This window comes from Sphingobacterium sp. Mn56C (genome assembly GCF_049319645.1).
GTDB lineage: Bacteria > Bacteroidota > Bacteroidia > Sphingobacteriales > Sphingobacteriaceae > Sphingobacterium.
Map to the genome: position 1 here is coordinate 808,300 of NZ_JBMOUC010000001.1, position 21,824 is coordinate 830,123.

Below are 21,824 nucleotides of genomic sequence, written 5' to 3' on the forward strand. Positions count from 1 at the left end.
TCAGTACTATGGATAGAATAACCTTAGCGATAGTGGATGACCATCCCATGATTTTAGAAGGCTTAAAGTCTTTATTTTCTGGCGATGTTGATAGGTATCAGCTTTTCTTTTTTACCAAAGGGGAGGCTCTTTTAGATTTTATCCAGGAAAATAGGGTGGATGTGGTATTGCTGGATATTGTGCTTAACGATGGTTCTGGTTTGGACTTCTGTAAGCTTATAAAGCAGAAATCTAAAGATACCGTGCTGCTGGGGATCAGCAACCAGGAGGAAAGAAGTATTATTTTCCGTTTTTTAGAAAATGGTGGAAATGGGTATATCCTTAAGAATGCCGATGCGAACGAGATTGTCTGCTGTGTGGAAAAGGCCGTAGCGGGCGAGCTGGCGCTGAGTAGAAAGGTTCAGGAAATTATGCTAACGCCTATGGAGGCACCCCCACAACTGCCGCGGTTAACGAAAAGGGAACAGCAGGTGCTGCAGGCCATTTCCAATGGTCTTACGTCTGCGGATATTGCAGAAAAATTGTTTATTTCTGTGATTACCGTAGAAACGCATCGACGCAATCTTTTACAGAAGTTTACAGCTAAAAATATGTTCGAGCTGGTGAAGATTGCTACCGAAAATAGGTTGATTTAACTTGCATTTAAGCTATTAAAAACCTTTTTAAAGCGACAAATTTCTGGCTTGTAATCCTTAAACCTTAAACCTTAAAGCTTAACTGCCAGGCTTTTCGTTTCGAATGTTGTGGTCTATAGAATGGTGTGTCTTCGATAACCTTGATTTGGCAGGTGAATAGATGGCTGATGTATGTCGTTAAAAATTAAAGCCTGATTTATAGGTGAATAGCTGAAATGTGCGAAATAATATAGGTATTCTTAAAACTTTTTACCGCCATTATGATTTTATTAAGGAGGGTATGTTAAGGAGATATTTATATGTTATTAAAGGGTAAAATTTCTGTTTTTGATTTTGTTAAGACCATTAAGCTGGATATTACAGCCATTACTGCTTTTAGCATTATTATTGGTTTTATTTCTACTAGAAATTATTTCTCCTCCTTAGTAATTCCACTGGGCCTGATAGCTATAATTGGCACCGCAATATCGCTGCTGCTGGCCTTTCGAACCGGACAGTCGTACGATCGTTGGTGGGAGGCGCGCACGGTATGGGGTGCGATTGTTAACGATTCGCGCACACTGTTAAGGCAGCTACAGGAGTTTTTACCCGATGATTACGCAGCGGATATAAGGTTGTTTGTAGAGCGGCAGATTATATGGAATTACGCCCTTAGTGAGTCTTTACGTGGACAGGGTTTTTCCCCTCGCGTGCAGGATTTTATTGCAAAACATAAGGTTAAAGGGTTTAATATTCCCAATGGCATAATTTCATTGCATGGTAAACACCTGAAAAAAATGCGCCAGGCTGGTGCGGTATCCGACTACCATATGGTACAGATCGACGAAACTTTAAGTAGACTCTGTGATTCGATGGGCCGATGCGAGCGTATTAAGAGCACTGTATTTCCGGTGTCTTATGGTACATTAATACATTTTTTAATTTACCTGTTTGCACTATTGCTCCCCTTTGGTATAGACGACGAGTATCCATATATAAAAACGGCGCTTACTGCGGGTCTACCAATTATATTTATTTTTATCGAGCAAACGGCGATCTTGATGCAAGATCCATTTGAAAATGGGCCCATGGATACTCCGATGACCACAATCAGTACGCATATTGAAATCGCCTTACTGCAGCAGCTTGGGGATGAGGTGGAAAAACCAAAACCCGTAGATCCGGATGCTTATTATATATTATAAAAGCCTGATAAATAATTTGCTATCCCTCGTTAACCACCTTAACCCGCGGTAAGCCCGCGCCTAAGGGTTAAGCCCAAAAGCATTAACGTTGCCGATATGGTGACAATAAAAACCAGATACGAAATACCCAATGTAAACTGGCTATCAATAGTAAGGTTAGACACCATCATATAACTGAAAAAAGAAAATAAAATATAAGAGCCACCGCTAGCCAGTCCGCTTGATGTTGCGGCATACTCCGGAAAGCGTGTTAACGCAAAGGTGAAATAGGAATTATACGTGAAGCCCTGCCAAAAGTGAATAACAATAGCAAACGCGCCAATATACAGCAAGCTTACAACACTATCGGCCGTGATCAGCATAGCGGTTACTGCTATAAGCTGAAAAATATTCGCAAGCCATAGTTTTTTATACAACGGCTTATCGACGAGTTTTTTACTTAAAAAGCCGCCGAAGAATATCGCCACACCCGATGCTAAGGTGCTGTAGCCTGTAACAATTGGCGAAAGGTGTAGTTTATGCTCTACAATAAAAGGCATACTCATGCCAAAAACCATGACCATAGCATAACTTAAACCAAGCACCATTATCCCGATACTATAACCCCGATCGGCCAGTAACGTTCGGTAGGTATGTACTATACTCTGCAACGAAAGTTTCTGTCTGACTACAATAGTTTCGCCACTATACCTTAACTCCAACAGTAACATAAGAGCCGCATAAATGGCCATCAAAATAAAATTTGAGTGCCAGCCAAAGTACGTCTGCAGGTATCCGCCCACAAAAGGAGCAACAATAGGAGCCGTAGACCATACCACAGTAAGCATGCTGGTATAATGCTTACGCTTATCGCCCGTGAAGATATCAATAAACAAAGCCCGCTTGGCCACGGTAATAAACGAAATAGCCAAGCCCTGTATAAAACGCATTAGGAAGATGAGGTAAATATCCGATGTCAAGGCAATAACAACACAGGTAAGAACAAATACCAGCAGCGAAGCGATATGAATGTTATAACGACCGAAACTATCCAACAACATGCCCACAAACAACTGCGATACACCATAACTTAACAAGTAAATGGTCATGGTAAGCTTAATATTGTCGGCACTGGTACCTAAGTCTATCGCCATTTCTGGGAACGAGGGTATATAAATATCAATCGCCAGTCCGGATAAGGGGATTAGTAAAAAGGCTAGAATACTACTTATCCGCTGATTTTCATGTTTTAACTGCTTCATATCATTATGCACAAAATAATGACACAAAGGTAGGCTCGCCATATCCTGCAGTAGTTACCCTATTCAAATAAATATCTCCACAAATCAAATATTTTTCAACTCCAAAAGGCGGAAATGTTTTGGGTTTTGTCCGGTATGTTTTTTGAAGAACGTGGTAAAGTGCTGCGGATAGTCAAAGCCCAAGCTAAACGCAATCTCCGTAATACTCCAATCCGAATTCTGCAGCAAGTCCTTTGCTTCCAAACAAATTCTTTCATTTATAAGCTGCGTTGTCGATTTGCCTATAGCCTCTTTCAGACTATGATTAAGGTGGTTAACATGCACAAAAAGCTGCCCGGCGAAATCACCAGCCGTTTTATATGGTATAGGCTGCAAGGGCGAGTCTACAGGAAACTGGCTGTTGAGCAGATGCATAAAGCGCTGGCTCAATTTATTCGGGTAGTCTTCCACCTTAACTTCTGGAATAAGCTGTTTCCTTAGTTTAATAGCCTGAAAAATTATAAGCCGCAGAAGGCTGTGTAGGAGCTCCGTTTTATAGTCAAAATCACTGTTATACTCCATCTCCAGCTGCCTGAAATAGGTTAGGAAAAGATTATACTCCGTGTTAGAGAGAAAAACAAAAGGGTAATCCTGCTCCTCAAATAAAGCATAAAACTTGGTCAGTATCGCTTTAATATCGCTCGAGATATACGCTTCATTAAACAGACAAATATAGCCATCCCCCGGGCTTACCGACGACTCCCACCCATACTTTTGCCTGGGGTTGGAGAAGATAATACAGGGTTTATCCATCTCCAGGACGGCATTTTCAGTATGCAGCCGCAGGGGGTCTTTCAACAAGCATATTTTATAGTAATCTCTACGCTGGTAGGGCAAACTGCTGAAGCAGTTGCTGCGTTTTAGGATATTGAAATGATGCGTTGGCGCGTTATCATATTCCAAGTCCTTGGGCATAATTTTGTTAGTACGACGATAATATTCCTGTAGCGTTTCTGCCTTTTCCATAATTCGAAATTACACAATTCAAATAATATTTTTTTATCAAGCCTTATAAATTTAAACCATGTATGCTTTAAATAGCAGGTTCAAAACGGCTGTTTGCACTGTAGCTAGGAAACGTAAAATGCGTAATATTATTAACATATAACACACAATTTCGTGGTATTATGTACATTTAGGGCATGCAAAAATTTAACAGGCAGGCACTATTAACCTTTACCCAAACGATAACCTGCAATAGCTTACTACTGGTACTACTTGTACTACTGGCCGCTGGATGCCGAAGCCAGCAGCCGCAATCTACCGGCAACGGTATATCGCTCAACGAAAAATCTGCGGTGCAGTACCTACATGCGCAATTGGAAACAGCACATCCTACGAACCCGCCCTTGGTATTTTATAAGCAAGAGGTTAAGCCCGGCAATCTGTCGCAGCAACAAGCGCAGGTATGGAATTATTGGCTGGAAGCGAATAAAGAAAGGCTGGCAAAATACTGGTCTACACTGCCAGAGTCTGGTCTTCAAGACTCCAGCATATGGGAGCTTCCAACACAAAAGGAGATGCTTTTTGCGCGTATAAAAAAGGGGCAAAAGCCTGCTACAGGATACCCTATGTTTATCAATCTGCACGGTGGCGGAACGCTACCGACGGCAACATGGAAGTGGGGAGCCGCGTTTAATGATAGCGAATGGGCGGCAGCAAAGAAATTGGGCGCTATGTATAAAGACGAGCCTAGTTTATACTTTGTGCCGCGTATGGCCGACGACCGTCGGGGGCGCTGGTACCATAGGGGCGAGCAGACGGCTTTTATACGTGCCTGGCAACTCGCCGTGCTAGCCGGGGATGCGGATCCTGATAGAATCCATGTGGTTGGAATATCGGAGGGTGGATATGGTAGTTTTCGAATGGGGCTGTTTTTTGCCGATTATTTTGCGGGCATAGGGCCGATGGCCGGGATTGCAGCACTAAGCGAGGCGCCAATCGAGAATATCCGCAACACCGCCTTTTATGCGAGTGTTGGCGAGTTCGATCATGCCTATGGGCGTAGCGTTGGCGGACAGCAATGGAAGTTGGCATTAGACTCGGCAGCTAAGAATAATAACGGTCAATTTCCACATATTGTCGACATACAGAAGGGAAGGGGGCACGGGATAGATTATTTTAAAACCACGGCCTGGCTGCGCAATTTCTCGCGTAAGCCGTACCCTGATACGGTTAGTTTTCAGTATTATGCCGTTCATGATACGGTGTTTAATCGTGTTAACGACAGTAGCTATACCTACAGAAACAGTTTTGCTTACTGTCGTTTAGATGGGTTACAGCATACAGCCGTAAAGCAAAGCGATGGTTTGCTGGAGACGGCGGTACGTGATTTTTACTGGGAGAAAAGCGGCAATACTTACCGGATACAGTCTAAAAACCGTGTCGGAGAAGTACAGGGTGATTTTACCCTTTATTTGTCGGAAATAGATTTTACAAAACCCGTGCAGGTATGGTACAATGGCAAGGTTGTATACCAACAAAAAGTGAAATTAAATGTCGGCACAATGCTGGAGAGCATGGCGCTGTTTGGCGACCCTAAGCGTATTTTTGCGGCCAAGCTGACCTTTAAAATCACCTAATATTTATCGGTTTATTTGCCTTAAGTGTATAAAAAAAGGGCTTTAATGACAATAGTTTTTAGGGTAATATAGACCCATAAATATATACATCTATATTACCCCATTGCTTTGTTACTAGAAGGCAGTATTGGGGCACATGTAGGGTAGGGGATAATAATCCGCCATAACGAACCTTACAACGCCGTTTTACCCGGTTGCCAGTATCCTTTGCTGTAGATTTTGTTTGCAATAGCCTGTTCCTGCTGTCTTATAACTTTTCTAAACTGCTGCAGTGAGCTTGCATTCCCTGTGAGAAGGAAGTTTACATGCCGCCACTGTTCATGGCAAAATATCGGCAGGCTGCTAGCGATCTGCTCCTGGCTAATGCCTTTAGGTAAAACCAGGCTATTGTCGATTCCCATCAGCTGTGGTATATCGGCATTCTCCGCAGACAGCTCAAAATAAAACTGATAGGTATGCCCGTTTTCCTTTAGCAGCTTAAGAATTGTCTGCGCTATACCCAAGGAAGTTTCATCGCCAAAAAATACCTGCTTTTCTATGCTCGAGTCGTACTGTTTAAAACCCCGTGGCGCAGACATCTGTACCCTAAATCCGGGTCTTAAAGATTCAAAAAATAAACTGCCCGGACCATGGCCATGTAGGTGGCTCACTATCGTTAATGTGCCTGCTTTGTGGTCGATATTCAGTGGGGTATAGTTTCTAAATTTTCGCTCGTTTACCAGTACGGCAACGGCGTACCCTACCTGTGTACTGAAGCCAGATACATCACCTTTAAAGGTTGTAATTTTAATTTGCGGACTTAAATACTGGCAGTCTACCACCGTAAAGCTCCGTAAAAATGCACCCATAAAGCCATCTATTGCGCTATTCATCCAATTCATTCCGTTAAACATAGTATTACCTTTTAAATGTTAAGGCAAAGAACGGCATATCCCCAGTAGGACACAAGAAACAGAATAGGGTAGCTATGGCACTAATCGAAGTTTTTTTGCCTAAAGGCTAATGCCGTCATGCCAACCTGTTTACGGAAAAATCGCGAGAAGTAGGTGAAGTTGTCGTACCCCAATTCGGTGGCAATCTCTTTCACCGACTTGGAGGTGTGGTAGAGCAATCTTTTAGCTTCCAGGATAATACGTTGGTTGATGTGTTCCGATACAGAAAGTCCGGTAACGGTACGCACACACTCGTTTAGGTAGGGCGTAGAGATATGAAGCTGTAAAGCATAGTCACGCGGTCGCTTTAAGCGGTTAAAATTTGTGTTCAAATTATGGGTAAAGTCCTTGGTTATATTTTCAAAGCGTGTAGGCTTTTTAAAAGGTTTCAGCCGCTCCAGGTACTGCGCCAGTGCCAAGGCTATAAACGTATTGCAGCTATTTTTAAATGCTGCCGACAGGAGTTTTTGGTTTTGTAAGGTGCTTAGCTTCAGGCATAATGAAATTGCATCTTTCAGCAAACTAAGGCCCTCCGCATTCAGCTGTATGGTATTTTGGGGATGTATATCGTGCAGTAAAGCCATATAATCGGCCTGTAAGTTTTCATTTTTTATACCCAAAATATAGGCACTAGCTTTCTCGATACCCACGAAGCGATGTACCTGATTGGGGTGTATATAAATCAGTGCACCCGCGTTGCTGTTCTGTTTTTCAAAATCTACCTCCATCTCAATTTGCCCCTTTTCCTGCAGCAGGAAAAAATGAAAATCATGGCGGTGCGCCTGGTTTGCGATAACCATATCCTGCAGGCTATCCATAACGATATGTTTAACCGAAATTCCGAGGTATGGTTCCTGTGTCAAAGATTGAATGGGAATTAATGGCATGGGCAAGGATTTAGCTTATAGTATTCAAGATTTGAAATTTAATATTTAATATGGCAAAACCGTTTTTCAGGAATGGATATTACGAATTCTATCTCTAAAAGCAAGCGGAGATTCTTTTGTCTTCCCTTTAAAAAACTTGCTGAACGATTGGGGGTGCTCAAAGCCTAGTGCATAGGCAATCTCGCTAACCGACAGTGTAGTGGTAACCAAGAGCTCCTTAGCCTTAACCATAATTTTATCGTGGATGAACTGCTGGGTATTTTTTCCGGTTAAAGTTTTCAATATCCGGCTTAAATAATTGGGCGACAACTGCAACTGTGCCGCAATATCCTGAACCGAAGGCAAGGTCGTCACCCCATTATCAGCCCTAAAGTGTTTCGCTATCAGCTGTTCCACCTGTGCTAATAGTAAATTATGGTTGTCTTTCCGCGTCATAAACTGCCGCGCATAGAAACGCGCTGAAAAGTTTAACAAAGTTTCCAGTTGGGTACCTATAATAAGACGGGTAAAACGGTCAATTGTCCCCTGGTATTCCTTTCTAATCGCGTCCACAATTCCATTCAATATCAGCTCCTCCTCCTCCGAGAGGAATAACGCCTCGTGTACAGAGTAATCAAAAAAATCATAGCGACTAATTCCCTTGGCCAAGGCGGTGTTCCATAAAAAATCAGGATGAATCAATAACATCCATCCCGATTTCTGTTGCCAGTCTTCGGTATTATGCTCTATACTAAACAATTGGTTAGGTGCAATAAAAAACAGAATACCCCCATCAAAATCATAGTGCTGCTGTCCATAGCGCAGCTTACTCTGCATACCCCGTTTAATAGAAATATGGTAAAAATCAAGCACCCAATTAAACTGTCCCGCACTAGGGTCTGGCACGATAGCACTATAATCTACCATACTAATTAACGGATGTTTAGGCATGGGCAAACCCCGTAAGCGGTGAAATTCCGGTATAGAAGTAATCCGTTTAGTCAGTTTTTGTCGCATAATACAAAGGTAATAGAAATATAAGAGCTTCCTTATTCGGCATACTGTTTCGCAAATTCCACGGCAAAGTCTGCGAGTTTTACTTTCCCTAGTTTAGGGCGGTGTCGATAATAATCGCTATACAACAAGCCAGAGCGCTGACTGGCTTGCATTTCTATAAAACCGTGCGCCACTTGCGGGTTAAAGCCCATAGCGAGCCAGTTTTGTAAAAGCTCCGCATCCGAAACCACCTGCCACTGCAAGTCTGGCATACCAATAGCCCTTCCCAATGTAGCCGCAATCTCCACGGGCGACACTTCGTCGCTGGCCACATAACGAACGCTACGCCCCTGAAATGGAAGGTTTATTTCCTCCGCAATCACCTCGGCAATATCCAGGGGCGACACCCACGGCTCCTTGGTATCGCCAGCATAATTAGAACGCATAAGGCCCTCTTTTTTGATGGTAGGTATGCTGGCAAAGAGGTTGGTATAAAAACCTACAGGTCGGATAAATTTAATAGCTACCTGCATAGGAAGCTGCAATAATACCTGTTCGACACGGCGGTGGAATAGCAATATACCATTACCCACGTCCATATCTGCGCCAATGCTGCTAAGATGTACGACCTGTTTTACGCCCGACAGTGCTACTGCGGTTTTATAATTGCAACCTATAGCAGTAATTGCGGCAATAAAGTCGATACGAGGATCAAAAATATCGCCGACAGCCTCCATGGTTTCCATTAGGTAAACCACATCGGCACCACAGAAAGTACGTGTAAGAAAATCTACATCACATATACTGCCGATAGCCGCTGCCGCACCGATGGCTTCAATAGCCTGTTTTCGTTCCGGCTTGCTGCTAATTACCGTAACCTGATGATTTGCATCCACTAAATGTTGGGTTAGGAGAGCCCCAATATTGCCCAAAGACCCTGTTAATACAATACGCATAATATATTCAAATTTTATAACCCAAAGATCTGGAATGCTAGAAATCGTGCTGTAGTCGAATCCACACATGTTGAAGCCAAAACGGAACTTGAATACCTAAAAAATCCTAAAATTTAAAGTCAGGTGTAACCATAGCTTCAAATTTTAGGATCAGTAATACAGGAAGTAGCCTGATGCTACTGCTGTAATATACGGTAAAACCCAATTACAAGACCTTAATTTTAATATTTCGAAAAGAAACACCATGAGCCCAATCTTGAAGGGCAATCTTACCCGACGTATGTTTTCCAAATTCCGGGAAAGAAGCGAACGTGCTTTGTTTCACCATTTTTTGCCACTGTGGCGATTTAAAGTCAACCTCGGCGGTCAACACATCATTCAGGTAAAACTCCGTTTTGCCGTTCTCCTGTACGATTCTACCTTGATTCCAGTCGCCACTAATTTTTGTTTTCACCAGATTTTTTTGCGGCGTAAAACCATACAAGCAACCCGCTTTTTTTAAGGGTTTATCATAATCCTGGTGGTAATCGTCGAGCAATTGATACTCAGGACCGGAATTCCATACCGAATTTAACGTATCCACCTCGAGCACATTAATAAACACACCCGAATTGCCCTCTTTAGCCAATTTCCACTCAAAACGCAGGTCATAATTCTCATATGAGCCATCCGAAACAAGGTCGCCCTTCCGATCCTTACTATCGGGGTCACAGAATAACTCCCCATTTCGTACAGTCCAGGAAGAAGGGATTGCACCCTTATTAAAAATATGCCAACCTTTCAAAGATTTGCCATCAAAAAGCAGTGTCCATCCATCCTGAACCTCTTTTTCTGTCAGTTTATTGGGTTCTTTAGGCTCACTGTTGCAGGCAGAAAATAAGACTGCAGTAAAAGTTGCAGTAATGCAAGTCCATGTTTTAATTGTTTTTTTTATCATAATTGGAATCTGTTGATATTGCAAAAGTATGCAATATTGCTAAAAAGCGCAATATAATTGGCGTGTAATATTTCTGTTGAAAACAAGGCTAAAAACCTGAAATAAACCGACCCAACAACCACTATCGCTATAAGCAAACACAAACAACAGCATTCAAGAATCGATATTAGCCGCTAGGCTATTAGAGAATCGAGACCCCCAAAGAGCGGTAGGCGTCTAAGCTAGGGTCGGTGGCCGCCAGTTCAGAAACCAGGTAATCAATGTTGTGTATATCCGTCACCTTAAAAGGTTCGGTTTGATTCAGTTTATTAGAGTCTGCCAGTACGACAGTCTTCTGGCTAGCCGACAGCATGGCGCGCTTTACAGCGGCATCATTTTTAAAAACCGCCGATATTCCATTTTTGTCGTCCAAGGCGCAGGTGCCCATAAAGTAAAGATCTGCATTATACTTCAATACCTCGGCCGTGGTTTCAAGGCCACATGTCGTTGCGGTATTCGCCTGGTATTCTCCACCAAGAAAAATAATATCTATATGTTTAAATGCCGTTAAAATAGGCATTAATGCTACATTATTGGTAATAATACGCACAGCAATATCAGCTTGCAGCGTGCTGGCCAGAGCACATACTGTAGTACCCCCATCCATAAATATCGTCATGCCCGGCCTAATAAAACGCTGTGCTTTTAGTGCTATGGCATTTTTTTCTTCATGATAGGTCAATGTGCGATCCTGAAAGGAGAGAGGGTCTTTGCTGCGCAACATCGCACCGCCACGAACTTTGGAAACCAATCCGTTGCGGTAAAGTTGTTCAATATCGCGGCGTATGGTATCCTCCGAAACCGACAGCGAGGCTGCAAAAGTTTCATAAGAAACCGAGGATTCTTTTTTTAACTGCTCAAGTATAAATTCAAATCGTTCTTCTTTTAACATAAGGGCCCTAAATATTACCCGATAAAGGTAGTATCAAATTTTATGATTTCGCGAAAAAAGAATGGATAAAAGCAAAAATAAAAAAAAGGAATAAACCTATTTCTATACAACATGTATTCGCTTCCGTATATCCTACTTAAAATATTCAAAAGATTATCGCTTTATCCGTTATGTATACCCTTACTTTTCATCCTCCTGCTTGCTGTGGATATCAAAATTACACCGAATAAAATCCTAACATAATATACCTCTAATTCTTTCGGTTGTCGATGAGCAAGGTGAGATATTAAATGGAAGTGTTAAAACGAAAACAATTATCTTAAAATAATATGTTGTTAGCATGGTTTGAAGTAGGGTAAAATTAATAAATACATCCTAAATCAGCATATTTGGTACAGATTTACCTAAAACCTAATACTTTTGTTGTATTCCTATAGCAGAGGGCGACACCGGATGAAAACTTCTATCAGGAAATTTATATTTTCAAACTACTACTTACAGAAGTACAATGGTCAAATTGTTGGATTAACCCTTCACGCTTTTCTTGAAAGTTGTTGATGGTAAAAAAGCTAAGTACTAAAGCTACCAAGTCAACACGTATTTCAAATCTCATATATATTTTTAATGTACATTTCTTTTTATTTAAATAAATTTTCAATTATTTGTTATTTTTTTTACATTAGTAGTTAAACTAACCTCACAATTTATATAATTATGAAACTTATAAAAATGTTAAAAAATTGCTTATTACTATTTAGTGTCGTTCTTTTTACTTTATCTTGTAAAAAGGACGTTTTGGAAAATAGGCAAGATAGTGTACTATTAAACAATAATGATATAATAGTTTCTCCATTTTCTGCAGGGGATGGTAATTTTGATGTACTCGGTGCAGGATATGATATTACAGGTAGTTTTGCGAACTCATCGTCATCGCGTCAGCAAGTAATTGATATGAATAAACTCGCTTTAGAACGTAATGATGATATTGGTATTAATACACATGCACAGCAGTATTACAGTCATGTCTATGGCTATAACAGTGAAGAGTATTCTAGAAATTTAACTTCTAAGATGGGGCTTGATATTACTTATAATCTTTTTAAAGGAGGTTTTAAAAATTCATTTAACGAGATTGGTAATTTGTCAAATAAATACTCTTATGCATCTACTTTTTTAATGATTAAATTAAAGCGGATTAATTTTTACACTAGTGCGTCGGAATTGAAACAAAATTATCTGACTAATAGTTTTAAAGTTGATGTTGAAAATCTTACTCCACAAAATTTAATTAGAAAGTATGGAACTCATGTTTTATGTGATGCAACATTAGGTGGTAAACTAGAACTTAATTATAAAACAGAATCTAATACAAGGAGTGTACAGACTGCCACAACCGCTGGCCTCGTTTTAGGCGTTAATTCTATTTTTGGAGTGAATATTGATCGAGATGTCCAACGAAAAGATATAGAATCAAATTTTAACCAAAATTTGAGCTACAGGACAGTAGGTGGAGATGGATCTAAAGGAGTAATCGGTTCAATAAATCTGGATGGGTCATTACCTACAATTAATGTTCAAAATTGGCAAAATTCATGTACCATTGAAAATGCTGCTTTAATAGATATTGGTCAAAATGGTTTGATTCCTATTCAGGATTTAATTCTATCTCCATCTAAAAAAAGTTCTGTTGAAAACTATATTAATCAATATTTTGAGGAAAATAAAGTCAAAATAACTGACTATAGTTTCCTAAGATACGGTAGGTATAAAATAATCAACTTAAACAGTGGTAAGGTATTAGCTATTCCATTTGGAAGAACAAATTTAGGAGAACAAGCTATACAGTGGTCATGGTCTAATGGTCCAGAGCAACAATGGAATATTGAAAAACTATATGATGGTTCTTATAAAGTTACCAATGCGAATAGCAATTTAGCGTTAGCAATAGCGAATAATTCGATTTCAAATGGTGGAAGAGCAATTCAATGGAACTGGCAAAATGGCTCTGAACAAAAATGGATTTTTGAAAGGAATTCAGATGGTTCTTTTAAATTGAAAAATTACAATAGTGGTCAGGTTCTAGCAATTTCGAGTAATTCTGAAAATGATGGTGCTAAAGCTATTCAATGGCCTTGGCAAAATGGTTCTGAACAAAAGTGGTATTGCGAACTTATCTACTAATTTGGAATAGCATTGTTAATAACCTAATGATTTTAGGGTGAAGTAATGGGATCAAGGAATATTCTAAAGATTTTAATTAATCAATGGGACTGTTTAAATTTTTCAACAGTCCCATTTTTTTTAAAAATTTTGTCACCAACATAAATTCATTAAGTAAAGGGATTTCGTGATAAGTAAAAAAGTAAATAATTCTTTACTTTTTAATAAAAACAACATGCGTTTAAATGTTTAATAATTAGGCTATTGACTTGTTAAGTTAAGGGACTCATGTTGCTATTTCCCCTGAAGTCTGTTGTTTTTTAAGGCAAAGCAGGCTTATCATGTTTGTTGTCGTGTGGCATTTCGGTTGATAAATGCTTCAAAGGCTGGAGATGGAAGTATGCTACTTGAAGACTGGACTCTGTAACTATATTAACCCAATTAATTAGCTTAACATCACATTGAAAGATGCAAAGATCAGAATGAGCTTGATGGCAATATATATAAATGGACAGGTATACAAAGCACCAAATATCTTTGATTTTGTCAAAAAATTATTGGAATGTGTTCTCCCTGATAAATCTTTTACTGTTTTCGTTAACCAAATGATAGCGAAAATAAAAAGCCCCCTTTCCCGGCAATACAGCTTGTAAATTGGAAAGAGGGCAACATAAATATTTAAATTTTAAAGTAAGCTAGCGCTACGCTTATTGTTCCGAAATCATCAGCACCGAGCTGGCAAAAGCGTCACCAATATTCAGGCGTAAGCCAACCTTCATTAAGTACTCGCCTGTGAATACCTCACCATCATTATCGAAAGTGCGGCTACCTGGTTTTTTATTAATTTCCACCACCTTGTAGTTTTTATCCGGATTTAATCCTTTTAATTTCTCTTCAAAATAAGTGGTACGACCATGGTATGCTAAGCTATAGGCAAACAATACCGCCTCTTTTTTATCTTTTGCCACATACATATGAGCAGCCCAATTGGTGCCATTGTATGGAGATACCATTCTATAAAGATCACCCAACTGCACCGTAGGACGAATTTTTTTATAATCCTGGATTGCATGTTGTGCAAAATCATACTCGTCGCCAACAATATCCTTCGGCTGCAGCTCCATGCCCAAACGACCAGACATGGCTACATCAAATCTAAATTTCAATGGCATCATCATTTGCGTCTGATGGTTAGGGCTTGTAGAAACATGCGATGCCGTAGCCATAGCAGGGAAGAATAAATTAGCGCCATATTGAATAAAAACACGGTCTAAACCATTGGTGTTATCACTAGGCCACACCTCATTGTGAAACTTCATGGCACCATAGTCCATTCTACCGCCACCCGAAGAGCACAACTGAATATCGATATCCGGATATTTGGCACGTATTCTTTCGTATACACGGTACAAGCCGCGCACATATTCGTACCAAAAATGCGATTGTTTATCTTTCGGTAAATACGTCGAGCCAACGTTATCAATATGGCGGTTAGCATCCCATTTTATATAGCTAATATGTGGAGACTGCTTAACCGTTTGGTCGAAGATATCATAAACAAAATCTTGAACTTTAGGGTTTGAAAGATCTAATACCCACTGGTTACGCATCGTTAACTTCTCACGCTGTCCGCTTTGCACCACCCATTCCGGATGTTTCTTCGCCAGCTCGCTATCCGGGTTTACCATCTCCGGCTCAATCCAAATACCAAACTGTAAGCCCTTATCTACGGCATATTGCGCCAGGTTGTTTAAGCCATTAGGAAGTTTTTTTACATTAGTCTGCCAATCCCCTAAACCCGCACCGTCCGAGTTACGCGGATACGTATTGCCAAACCATCCATCGTCAAGTACGAACATCTCAATGCCAAATTTTGCAGCATCATCGATCATATCCTTAATGGTTTTCTCATCAAAGGTAAAGTAAGCACCCTCCCAGCTATTCAATACGGTAGGGCGAACTTTATCGCCATGTGCCATACCATATTTACGGCCCCAATCGTGGAAATTTCTCGACACCTGCCCACGGCCTTTATCACTGAACGTCCAAATCATCTCCGGTGTTTCAATAAAGTCGTTGGTGCTTAACGTAAAAGTCGATGCAAAAGGATTCATGCCCGTAACCACATTTAAACGGTACGATTCATCCAGCTCGAAGGAAAGATTAAAGTTTCCAGACCAAGCCAAACTACCGCCATACACATCGCCAAAATCCTCCTGCGAAGGATGGTTAAGGCTGATTAAAAACGAAGGGTTCTGCGCCTGTGTTGCTCTAACACCTTTCTTGGTTTCAATAACCTTAATGCCATGATTAAGCTTCTCCTCCTCCTGCTGCATTTCATGCGCCCAGGTACCATTAAAATGTGTCAGGTAATACGATTCTGCATGTAATGGAAGATACGACGAAGCGATATTTTCCACCTTAATATTGCCCTTTTCTTTATTCGTCACCTTAGCCGATTGCGTGATCACATTCTCCTTTGCAAAAGCCGTAAACGTCAACTGCACATAAATCGGGTACAAGCGATCCTTCAGGTAAAGTACCGTCTGGGTTTTGTTATTATCCAGCTTTACTTCCTCATGCTTCTCATACATTAAGTCGGTGGTAAGTAAGCCATCAGCATGCGTCACCTTTAACGCTGGATTAAGATAATAACGACCCCCATAAGCAGGGAATGCCAGTGGAGCAAGGTCGTCATTGCTGTCGGGTTGACCAATAAATCCACGGCTTAAAAAAGCCTGTCTACTACCTTCAATCTTATTGCCGAAATAGTGGTAGATAATCCGTTGATTTTTGTCGACCGTAAAAATCATAGACAACTTGTCTGTTGTAATTTCAATTGGTTTTACAGGCTGCTGTCCGAAGAGCTGCAGATTTAATAAAACCAAAACAAGTAACATAAATTGCTTTAGAAACTTCATAGATGTTTTAGAATTATACATGTATTTATAATATTAACAATTAGCCAAAGCTAAAATAACGACGGCAGATAAGATGGTAATTTTGGCGCATAAGCTAATAGAAATGTCCTATTTTGCGGTTAGCATATTCGTTTTTAAAGCGTTAAGGCCTTTTCTTCGGCAAAGGCTCCGTGCTAAGACCATCCTGCAATTCCCCCTTAACTTGTATATGCTGTGGGCGCAGCAGTATGAAAAACTGTTGGCTTCAGGCCGGCGGGCTGGGCCTTTAGGCCCTACCTATGCTGCCCGATAGTACCTTATAAAAAGCCGCAAGGCACAGCTGCGACATTATTATAAGGATATAGGATAGAATTGCTTTGGCGGTTTTGTATCTTTGCAGCTGTTTTTAATGCCAGATGTAAATGACTGCGAAAATCCTGCTTTTTATCGTTTCACTTTTTGTTATACCCTTTGTAGATACAGGGCTATTACACAAGCAGGAGATACCTATTAATTACAGTGAAGAGTTATCCAACCATCATGTAAAAGCTATAATACAGGATGGTAACGGGTTTATGTGGTTCGGAACAAAAAACAGGTTAAACCGTTTCGATGGTCATAATATGCGCGCTTACGATTGCTACGACCCACAGCAAGGTGTACGCGATAATAGTATCAATGCGCTAGTGGAAGATCATGCACAGCAGCTATGGGTAGGTACAGATAACGGGCTGTTTATTTTTTCGATGGAAAAAGAGACCTTCAGTCTTTTTGATGTGGCGACAGCAGAGGGCATAAAAATCCACCAGTGGATTTCTGATATACACCTCGACCAACAGCATAATGTCTGGATTACGGTACCCAACCAAGGGGTTTTCCGGTACAACAGCATCCAGCGTAAATTAACCTTGTATAAGGTTGTGCCGGAGTATAAATTAGGAACACAGCATCCGGAAAGCCTATTTGTAGATGCCCATGGCCTGGTATGGGTCGGGAGCAATGGCGCTGGTATATTTTTATACAACGCCAAGAAAGATACCTTTGAGCAGTTTTTAGACAATACAGCGAATCAGATTTTAAAAGGAAAAAATATATATAGCCTACAGCGGTATAAGGACAAGCTGGTGTTGGGCATACATCAAGGCGCATTGCTGCTGTTGAATATTCAAACCAAACAGCTGCAGGAAATAGTCGTTCCTGTGGTCAATACCTCGGTTGTCCGTGTGGTCGAAGTGTTTGATCATACCCTTTGGGTCGGCACACAGGATGGCTTATTTAGTGTGGATATCGCTGCCTTTGAAAGGGGTACACTTACCGTAAACAGCCATCGCCTAAACGACAACTATATCGAAGATATATACCGCGATCAGGAAGGTGCCATATGGATAGCCACAAAATTTGCCGGCGTAAATTACCTTTCCGCCTTTGGCTCCAAATTTAAAGTTTATAAACCCCAGGAGAAACTAAATAATGCGGTATCCAATCGGATAAAAACAATTGTGGAGAGCCCTAATGGTGATATTTGGTTGGGAACGGAGGATTCCGGAATTCTGGGTTTTAATCCGTCAACGGGTACATTCAGGCAGCTAAAAACACCATCCGGAAATCGGCAGCCTGCGACGATAATTTATAATAACGGCAACCTATGGTCGGGTTATTTTGGGGGGAGTATGGATATTTTTAATCCCTATACTGGTGTGGGGCGGCATCAAAGTATCAAAGATTTTGGCATTGAGGAGGGCAGTATTTTTGTACTCTATGAAGATCGTGCCGGCAATGTGTGGATGGGAAATGGCTGGGAAGTTTTTATCCGTAAGCCAGGCGAGACAGCTTGGCAGCGAATGCCCGTTTTTGGAAATTGTTTTGTGCAGGATATTTTTCAAGATAGCGCAGGGTTAATATGGTTTGCTACCATGGGTAGTGGTTCTTTCAGTTATGATCCCGTTCGGGGGGATGTACGCCAGTTTCTAACGGGAACAGGCGAGGGTTTACCTACAAATTTACTAAATGGCGTGGCAGAAGACCGGGAGGGGCAAATTTGGTTTTCGACGGAAAGAGCGGGTATATCTGTATACAATAAAATGTCCAATACCATGAAAACCTACTCGGTAAAGGAAGGTTTGCCAGACGATATAGCCTACAAAATACAAGTCGATAGCGCGAACAACCTTTGGTTTGGTACCAATAGGGGGTTGGTATGTTTCAACCCTAAGGACAGTAGGGTTAGGGTGTTTACGACCAAGGATGGCTTACCTTCGAATAGTTTTAATCTAAATTCTGCAATCGTCGACCGTAGCGGTACCTTTTATATGGGTACATTAGATGGTCTGCTGGCCTTTAAACCCGATAGTTTTATTAAAAACACCTTCGTGCCGACTACCTTTATTACGCAGCTGCAGGTTTCCGGGAAGGATGTTCTCCCGGGTAGTACCGATTTTCCGGATATAAATAAAGGCTTACCCTTCTTAAAGCGGTTTAAGCTGCGCTACGACCAAAATAATATAACCTTATTTTTTGCGGCTTTAAGTTATGCTGCGCCGCAGGCCAACCGGTATGCCTATATTATGGAGGGTGTAGATAAAGATTGGGTCTATACAGATCATAACCACAGTGCTTCGTATGCCAACCTACAGGCGGGTACGTATAAGTTTAAGGTTAAGGGCACAAACAATGATGCCGTTTGGGGGCCCGAGCGTCTGGTCATCCTCGAAATAAGCCCCGCCTGGTGGGGTAGTGACCTGGCGTATGCGGCTTATGTATTCTTATTCGTGGCCTTTGGTTTTTATACGGTAAGTGCGCTCGGTAAGAGACAGTTAAGGCGACAACAAGCCAGACAGCGGATTTTTGAAAATCAGAAGGAACGGGAGTTGTACGAAGCAAAGATTAACTTCTTTACCGATATTGCGCATGAGATACGTACGCCGGTAAGTTTAATAAATGGTCCCCTAACATCTATTCTTGAAAATGGTTTAGCGGGTGCCAGGGTACAGCAGAACCTGCAGATAATGCAAAGAAACGGTCGCCTACTCATGACCTTGGTAGACCAGCTTTTGGATTTCAGGAAGGTGGATGCGCAGCGTTTTATGGTGAATAAAACGGCCGTGGATGTGATGGATCTGTTGCATAATGTGTTGGAGCGTTTTGAAATCGCTCTTCAGGATAAAGGCATTCAGCTAACGGTGGATACGGACCTCGAAGGTGCTTTTTTTGTAGAGTCGGATAAAGAGGCCTTATCGAAAATAATGAATAATATGCTTTCCAATGCGGTAAAGTATGGCGCACACAGGATTCGCATACGTTGTAGCGTTCAGGCGGGAGCGTTTCAGCTGAGCGTGCTGAACGATGGTCTTGTCATTTCTGCGGAGGCGCAGCAGAAAATTTTTGAACCTTTTTTCCGGGTTAAAGATGGAAACCATCAAATTCCGGGTTCGGGCTTAGGGCTTTCCTTATCGTTGGCCTTGGCAGAGCTGTTGCAGGCGACGCTGACGTATAAAGTTGAGGATGGCTTAAACTGCTTTAACCTGGCTATACCGATGCCGGCAACTGCTGCGGCTTCCCTGGAGCAGGATGGTATCGAACTGCCCTTTGAAGCGGTCCACGATGGCCATTCCAGGCATGGGGAGGCTATTGGCGCCCTTGTTCTTCCGAAGCAGGATGCGGATAAATTAGCTATTCTTCTGGTGGAAGACAATACGGATTTGCTGGATTTTCTAAGTAGTGAATTAGAAGGGTCTTTTAGTATTCATACGGCACGGGATGCCGAGGAGGCTATGCATGTAATGGAAAATCAGCGTTTCCATATGGTATTATCTGATATTATGCTGAATATTATGGATGGTATAGCCCTGTGCCAACATATAAAAGGTAACCCCAAATTGAACCATATGATCGTGATCTTGATGACGGCACGTAATGATTTGGGTAGCAAATTAAAGGCCTTAGAGGCGGGTGCAGATGCTTATGTGGAAAAACCATTCTCTACGCGTTACCTGCTGGCCTTATTGGATGCCTTAATAAAAAACCGTAACCAGGTATTGTCTAATGTTACGAAAGATCCTTTGTTTGGAATACAAACCATCAGCTTGTCCAAAAGCGACCAATTATTCCTGGAGAAGGTTATAGACAGCATACAGCAGCATCTTATGGATACCAAGTTTAGTGTCGAAAAATTAGCCGAATTATTAAACTACAGCCGTTCGAGTTTGCATAGACGCGTTAAGAGCATCAGCGATTACAGTCCTGTAGAGCTTATCCGTTTGGTGCGCATGCAGCGCGCTGTGGAGCTGCTAAAGCAGGATGAGTACCGCATTAATGAGATTGCCTATTTGGTCGGTATAAGCAGTCCGTCTTATTTTGTGAAGCTCTTTCAGGCTCAGTTTAATATGAGTCCGAAGGAGTTTAAAGAGGCCATGAAAGAAAAGTAAGCTGGCGGGTGTTTTTTGTATTTGTTCGGTAGGAGCGCGGGGGCTTCTGAGCTTTTGCCGACAGTAAAACTGAGCCTTTGCCGAAACTTCGTGCCCCTGTTTGCGCTGTACATTTGTAGGGTAATTCGGAAGGTAAATGCCGCCTTTGGAGGCAGCTTCCGGCAATGTTTTACTACAAATTATAAAGACAATGGCAAAAACAGTTTTAATTACAGGCACTTCAACAGGAATAGGAAGAGCAGCAGCAATTTTATTTGCAAAAAATGGATGGAATGTATTGGCCACCATGCGTAATCCAGAAAAGGAGCAGGAGCTTACACAGTTAGAAAATACTTTAGTAACACGTTTAGATTTAGAAGACGTAGGTTCTATCGCAGATAGTATACAGCAAGGTATCGCTAGGTTTGGCAAGATTGATCTTTTAGTGAATAATGCAGCATATGGGCAGTATGGTATTTTTGAGGCGATAGCACCGGAGCAGATTGAAAAGCAGTTTCAGGTAAACGTTTTTGGAACCATGAATGTTATCCGTGCCGTTCTGCCACATTTCCGCCAGGAAAAGCAGGGTGCTATTATCAACGTAAGTTCTGCTGGTGGACGCATTGGTATACCGCTTATTTCACTTTATGTATCCTCAAAGTTTGCTTTAGAGGGCTTCTCTGAAGCGCTATCTTACGAACTGGCATCTCAAAATATAACGCTTAAATTGGTAGAACCAGGCGGTGTAATCACACCATTTCACGAAACTTCGGCCAAGTTTTTTGCTAGCGATGACAGTTTAACCGATTATCAGGCATTTACACAAGCGGCAATGGATAAACTGGGCCAGATGTCGGAAGATATCTCTACTGCCGAGCAGGTTGCAGAGGAGATTTTAGTTGCCGCAACCGATGGCAGCGATCAATTCCGCTATGCGGTGGGTAAAGATGCTAAAGGCTGGATTAAAGATCGTACCAGTATGGACGATCTAACGCACACTCGCCATATGCGCAATTTCTTTGGCATCGATACGAAAGGATAAAATATGCTATTTATAGCCTG

The 21,824-nt window shown here is 41.4% G+C and carries 15 protein-coding genes; 6 read left to right on the top strand and 9 right to left on the bottom strand.

The features are described from left to right. Positions 1-8 precede the first annotated feature (8 nt). The gene (locus ACL9RF_RS03550) at positions 9-635 is read left to right on the top strand and encodes a response regulator (RefSeq protein WP_422799215.1); all 627 of its coding nucleotides are present in this window, start codon (positions 9-11) and stop codon (positions 633-635) included. Positions 636-934: 299 nt separating this feature from the next. Continuing rightward, positions 935-1,819, top strand: a complete 885-nt coding sequence (locus tag ACL9RF_RS03555) for a bestrophin family protein (protein ID WP_422799216.1) — start codon at positions 935-937, stop codon at positions 1,817-1,819. 38 nt (positions 1,820-1,857) lie between these two features. Here ACL9RF_RS03555 and ACL9RF_RS03560 read toward each other — a convergent pair whose 3' ends face one another. Both ACL9RF_RS03560 and ACL9RF_RS03565 read right to left on the bottom strand, forming a co-directional pair. Next, a complete protein-coding gene (locus ACL9RF_RS03560; RefSeq protein WP_422799217.1) occupies positions 1,858-3,060 on the bottom strand; it encodes an MFS transporter in 1,203 nt (400 codons plus the stop codon). 84 nt (positions 3,061-3,144) lie between these two features. Beyond that, the gene (locus tag ACL9RF_RS03565) at positions 3,145-4,065 is read right to left on the bottom strand and encodes a helix-turn-helix domain-containing protein (protein WP_422799218.1); all 921 of its coding nucleotides are present in this window, start codon (positions 4,063-4,065) and stop codon (positions 3,145-3,147) included. 176 nt (positions 4,066-4,241) lie between these two features. On the opposite strand from ACL9RF_RS03565, the gene ACL9RF_RS03570 reads away from it, so the two are divergent. Continuing rightward, positions 4,242-5,681, top strand: a complete 1,440-nt coding sequence (locus ACL9RF_RS03570; protein WP_422799219.1) for a hypothetical protein — start codon at positions 4,242-4,244, stop codon at positions 5,679-5,681. A gap of 173 nt (positions 5,682-5,854) precedes the next feature. On the opposite strand, the gene ACL9RF_RS03575 is transcribed toward ACL9RF_RS03570, so the two are convergent. The 6 genes from ACL9RF_RS03575 to ACL9RF_RS03600 all read right to left on the bottom strand — a co-directional run bounded on the left by ACL9RF_RS03575 (position 5,855) and on the right by ACL9RF_RS03600 (position 11,299). Then, complete coding sequence (locus tag ACL9RF_RS03575) at positions 5,855-6,574, bottom strand: FAD-binding oxidoreductase (protein WP_422799220.1); 720 nt, start codon at positions 6,572-6,574, stop codon at positions 5,855-5,857. A gap of 80 nt (positions 6,575-6,654) precedes the next feature. Further along, positions 6,655-7,500 (bottom strand): AraC family transcriptional regulator, encoded by an 846-nt coding sequence (locus ACL9RF_RS03580; protein WP_422799221.1) that lies wholly within the window; start codon positions 7,498-7,500, stop codon positions 6,655-6,657. A gap of 66 nt (positions 7,501-7,566) precedes the next feature. Then, complete coding sequence (locus ACL9RF_RS03585) at positions 7,567-8,496, bottom strand: AraC family transcriptional regulator (RefSeq protein ID WP_422799222.1); 930 nt, start codon at positions 8,494-8,496, stop codon at positions 7,567-7,569. Positions 8,497-8,528: 32 nt separating this feature from the next. Next, positions 8,529-9,431: an SDR family oxidoreductase gene (locus ACL9RF_RS03590; RefSeq protein ID WP_422799223.1), complete on the bottom strand. Its 903-nt coding sequence runs from the start codon at positions 9,429-9,431 to the stop codon at positions 8,529-8,531. 205 nt (positions 9,432-9,636) lie between these two features. After that, positions 9,637-10,368 (bottom strand): 3-keto-disaccharide hydrolase, encoded by a 732-nt coding sequence (locus tag ACL9RF_RS03595; RefSeq protein ID WP_422799224.1) that lies wholly within the window; start codon positions 10,366-10,368, stop codon positions 9,637-9,639. Between the two features lie 181 nt (positions 10,369-10,549). Beyond that, complete coding sequence (locus ACL9RF_RS03600; protein ID WP_422799225.1) at positions 10,550-11,299, bottom strand: DeoR/GlpR family DNA-binding transcription regulator; 750 nt, start codon at positions 11,297-11,299, stop codon at positions 10,550-10,552. A 714-nt stretch (positions 11,300-12,013) separates the two neighbouring features. On the opposite strand from ACL9RF_RS03600, the gene ACL9RF_RS03605 reads away from it, so the two are divergent. Then, complete coding sequence (locus ACL9RF_RS03605) at positions 12,014-13,480, top strand: RICIN domain-containing protein (RefSeq protein ID WP_422799226.1); 1,467 nt, start codon at positions 12,014-12,016, stop codon at positions 13,478-13,480. Between the two features lie 686 nt (positions 13,481-14,166). On the opposite strand, the gene ACL9RF_RS03610 is transcribed toward ACL9RF_RS03605, so the two are convergent. Continuing rightward, complete coding sequence (locus tag ACL9RF_RS03610) at positions 14,167-16,380, bottom strand: alpha-galactosidase (protein ID WP_422799227.1); 2,214 nt, start codon at positions 16,378-16,380, stop codon at positions 14,167-14,169. Positions 16,381-16,781: 401 nt separating this feature from the next. Between ACL9RF_RS03610 and ACL9RF_RS03615 the strand changes: the two genes are divergently transcribed. Both ACL9RF_RS03615 and ACL9RF_RS03620 read left to right on the top strand, forming a co-directional pair. Then, the gene (locus ACL9RF_RS03615; RefSeq protein WP_422799228.1) at positions 16,782-20,783 is read left to right on the top strand and encodes a two-component regulator propeller domain-containing protein; all 4,002 of its coding nucleotides are present in this window, start codon (positions 16,782-16,784) and stop codon (positions 20,781-20,783) included. A 190-nt stretch (positions 20,784-20,973) separates the two neighbouring features. Beyond that, positions 20,974-21,804: an SDR family oxidoreductase gene (locus ACL9RF_RS03620; protein WP_422799229.1), complete on the top strand. Its 831-nt coding sequence runs from the start codon at positions 20,974-20,976 to the stop codon at positions 21,802-21,804. The last annotated feature ends 20 nt before the right edge of the window (positions 21,805-21,824 follow it).

Excerpts from the sequence above, each read along its gene's own strand:
- ACL9RF_RS03550 (WP_422799215.1), top strand. The coding sequence starts at position 9 with ATGGATAGAATAACCTTAGCGATAGTGGATGACCATCCCATGATTTTA.
- ACL9RF_RS03555 (WP_422799216.1), top strand. The coding sequence starts at position 935 with ATGTTATTAAAGGGTAAAATTTCTGTTTTTGATTTTGTTAAGACCATT.
- ACL9RF_RS03560 (WP_422799217.1), bottom strand. The coding sequence starts at position 3,060 with ATGAAGCAGTTAAAACATGAAAATCAGCGGATAAGTAGTATTCTAGCC.
- ACL9RF_RS03565 (WP_422799218.1), bottom strand. The coding sequence starts at position 4,065 with ATGGAAAAGGCAGAAACGCTACAGGAATATTATCGTCGTACTAACAAA.
- ACL9RF_RS03570 (WP_422799219.1), top strand. The coding sequence starts at position 4,242 with ATGCAAAAATTTAACAGGCAGGCACTATTAACCTTTACCCAAACGATA.
- ACL9RF_RS03575 (WP_422799220.1), bottom strand. The coding sequence starts at position 6,574 with ATGTTTAACGGAATGAATTGGATGAATAGCGCAATAGATGGCTTTATG.
- ACL9RF_RS03580 (WP_422799221.1), bottom strand. The coding sequence starts at position 7,500 with ATGCCATTAATTCCCATTCAATCTTTGACACAGGAACCATACCTCGGA.
- ACL9RF_RS03585 (WP_422799222.1), bottom strand. The coding sequence starts at position 8,496 with ATGCGACAAAAACTGACTAAACGGATTACTTCTATACCGGAATTTCAC.
- ACL9RF_RS03590 (WP_422799223.1), bottom strand. The coding sequence starts at position 9,431 with ATGCGTATTGTATTAACAGGGTCTTTGGGCAATATTGGGGCTCTCCTA.
- ACL9RF_RS03595 (WP_422799224.1), bottom strand. The coding sequence starts at position 10,368 with ATGATAAAAAAAACAATTAAAACATGGACTTGCATTACTGCAACTTTT.
- ACL9RF_RS03600 (WP_422799225.1), bottom strand. The coding sequence starts at position 11,299 with ATGTTAAAAGAAGAACGATTTGAATTTATACTTGAGCAGTTAAAAAAA.
- ACL9RF_RS03605 (WP_422799226.1), top strand. The coding sequence starts at position 12,014 with ATGAAACTTATAAAAATGTTAAAAAATTGCTTATTACTATTTAGTGTC.
- ACL9RF_RS03610 (WP_422799227.1), bottom strand. The coding sequence starts at position 16,380 with ATGAAGTTTCTAAAGCAATTTATGTTACTTGTTTTGGTTTTATTAAAT.
- ACL9RF_RS03615 (WP_422799228.1), top strand. The coding sequence starts at position 16,782 with ATGACTGCGAAAATCCTGCTTTTTATCGTTTCACTTTTTGTTATACCC.
- ACL9RF_RS03620 (WP_422799229.1), top strand. The coding sequence starts at position 20,974 with ATGGCAAAAACAGTTTTAATTACAGGCACTTCAACAGGAATAGGAAGA.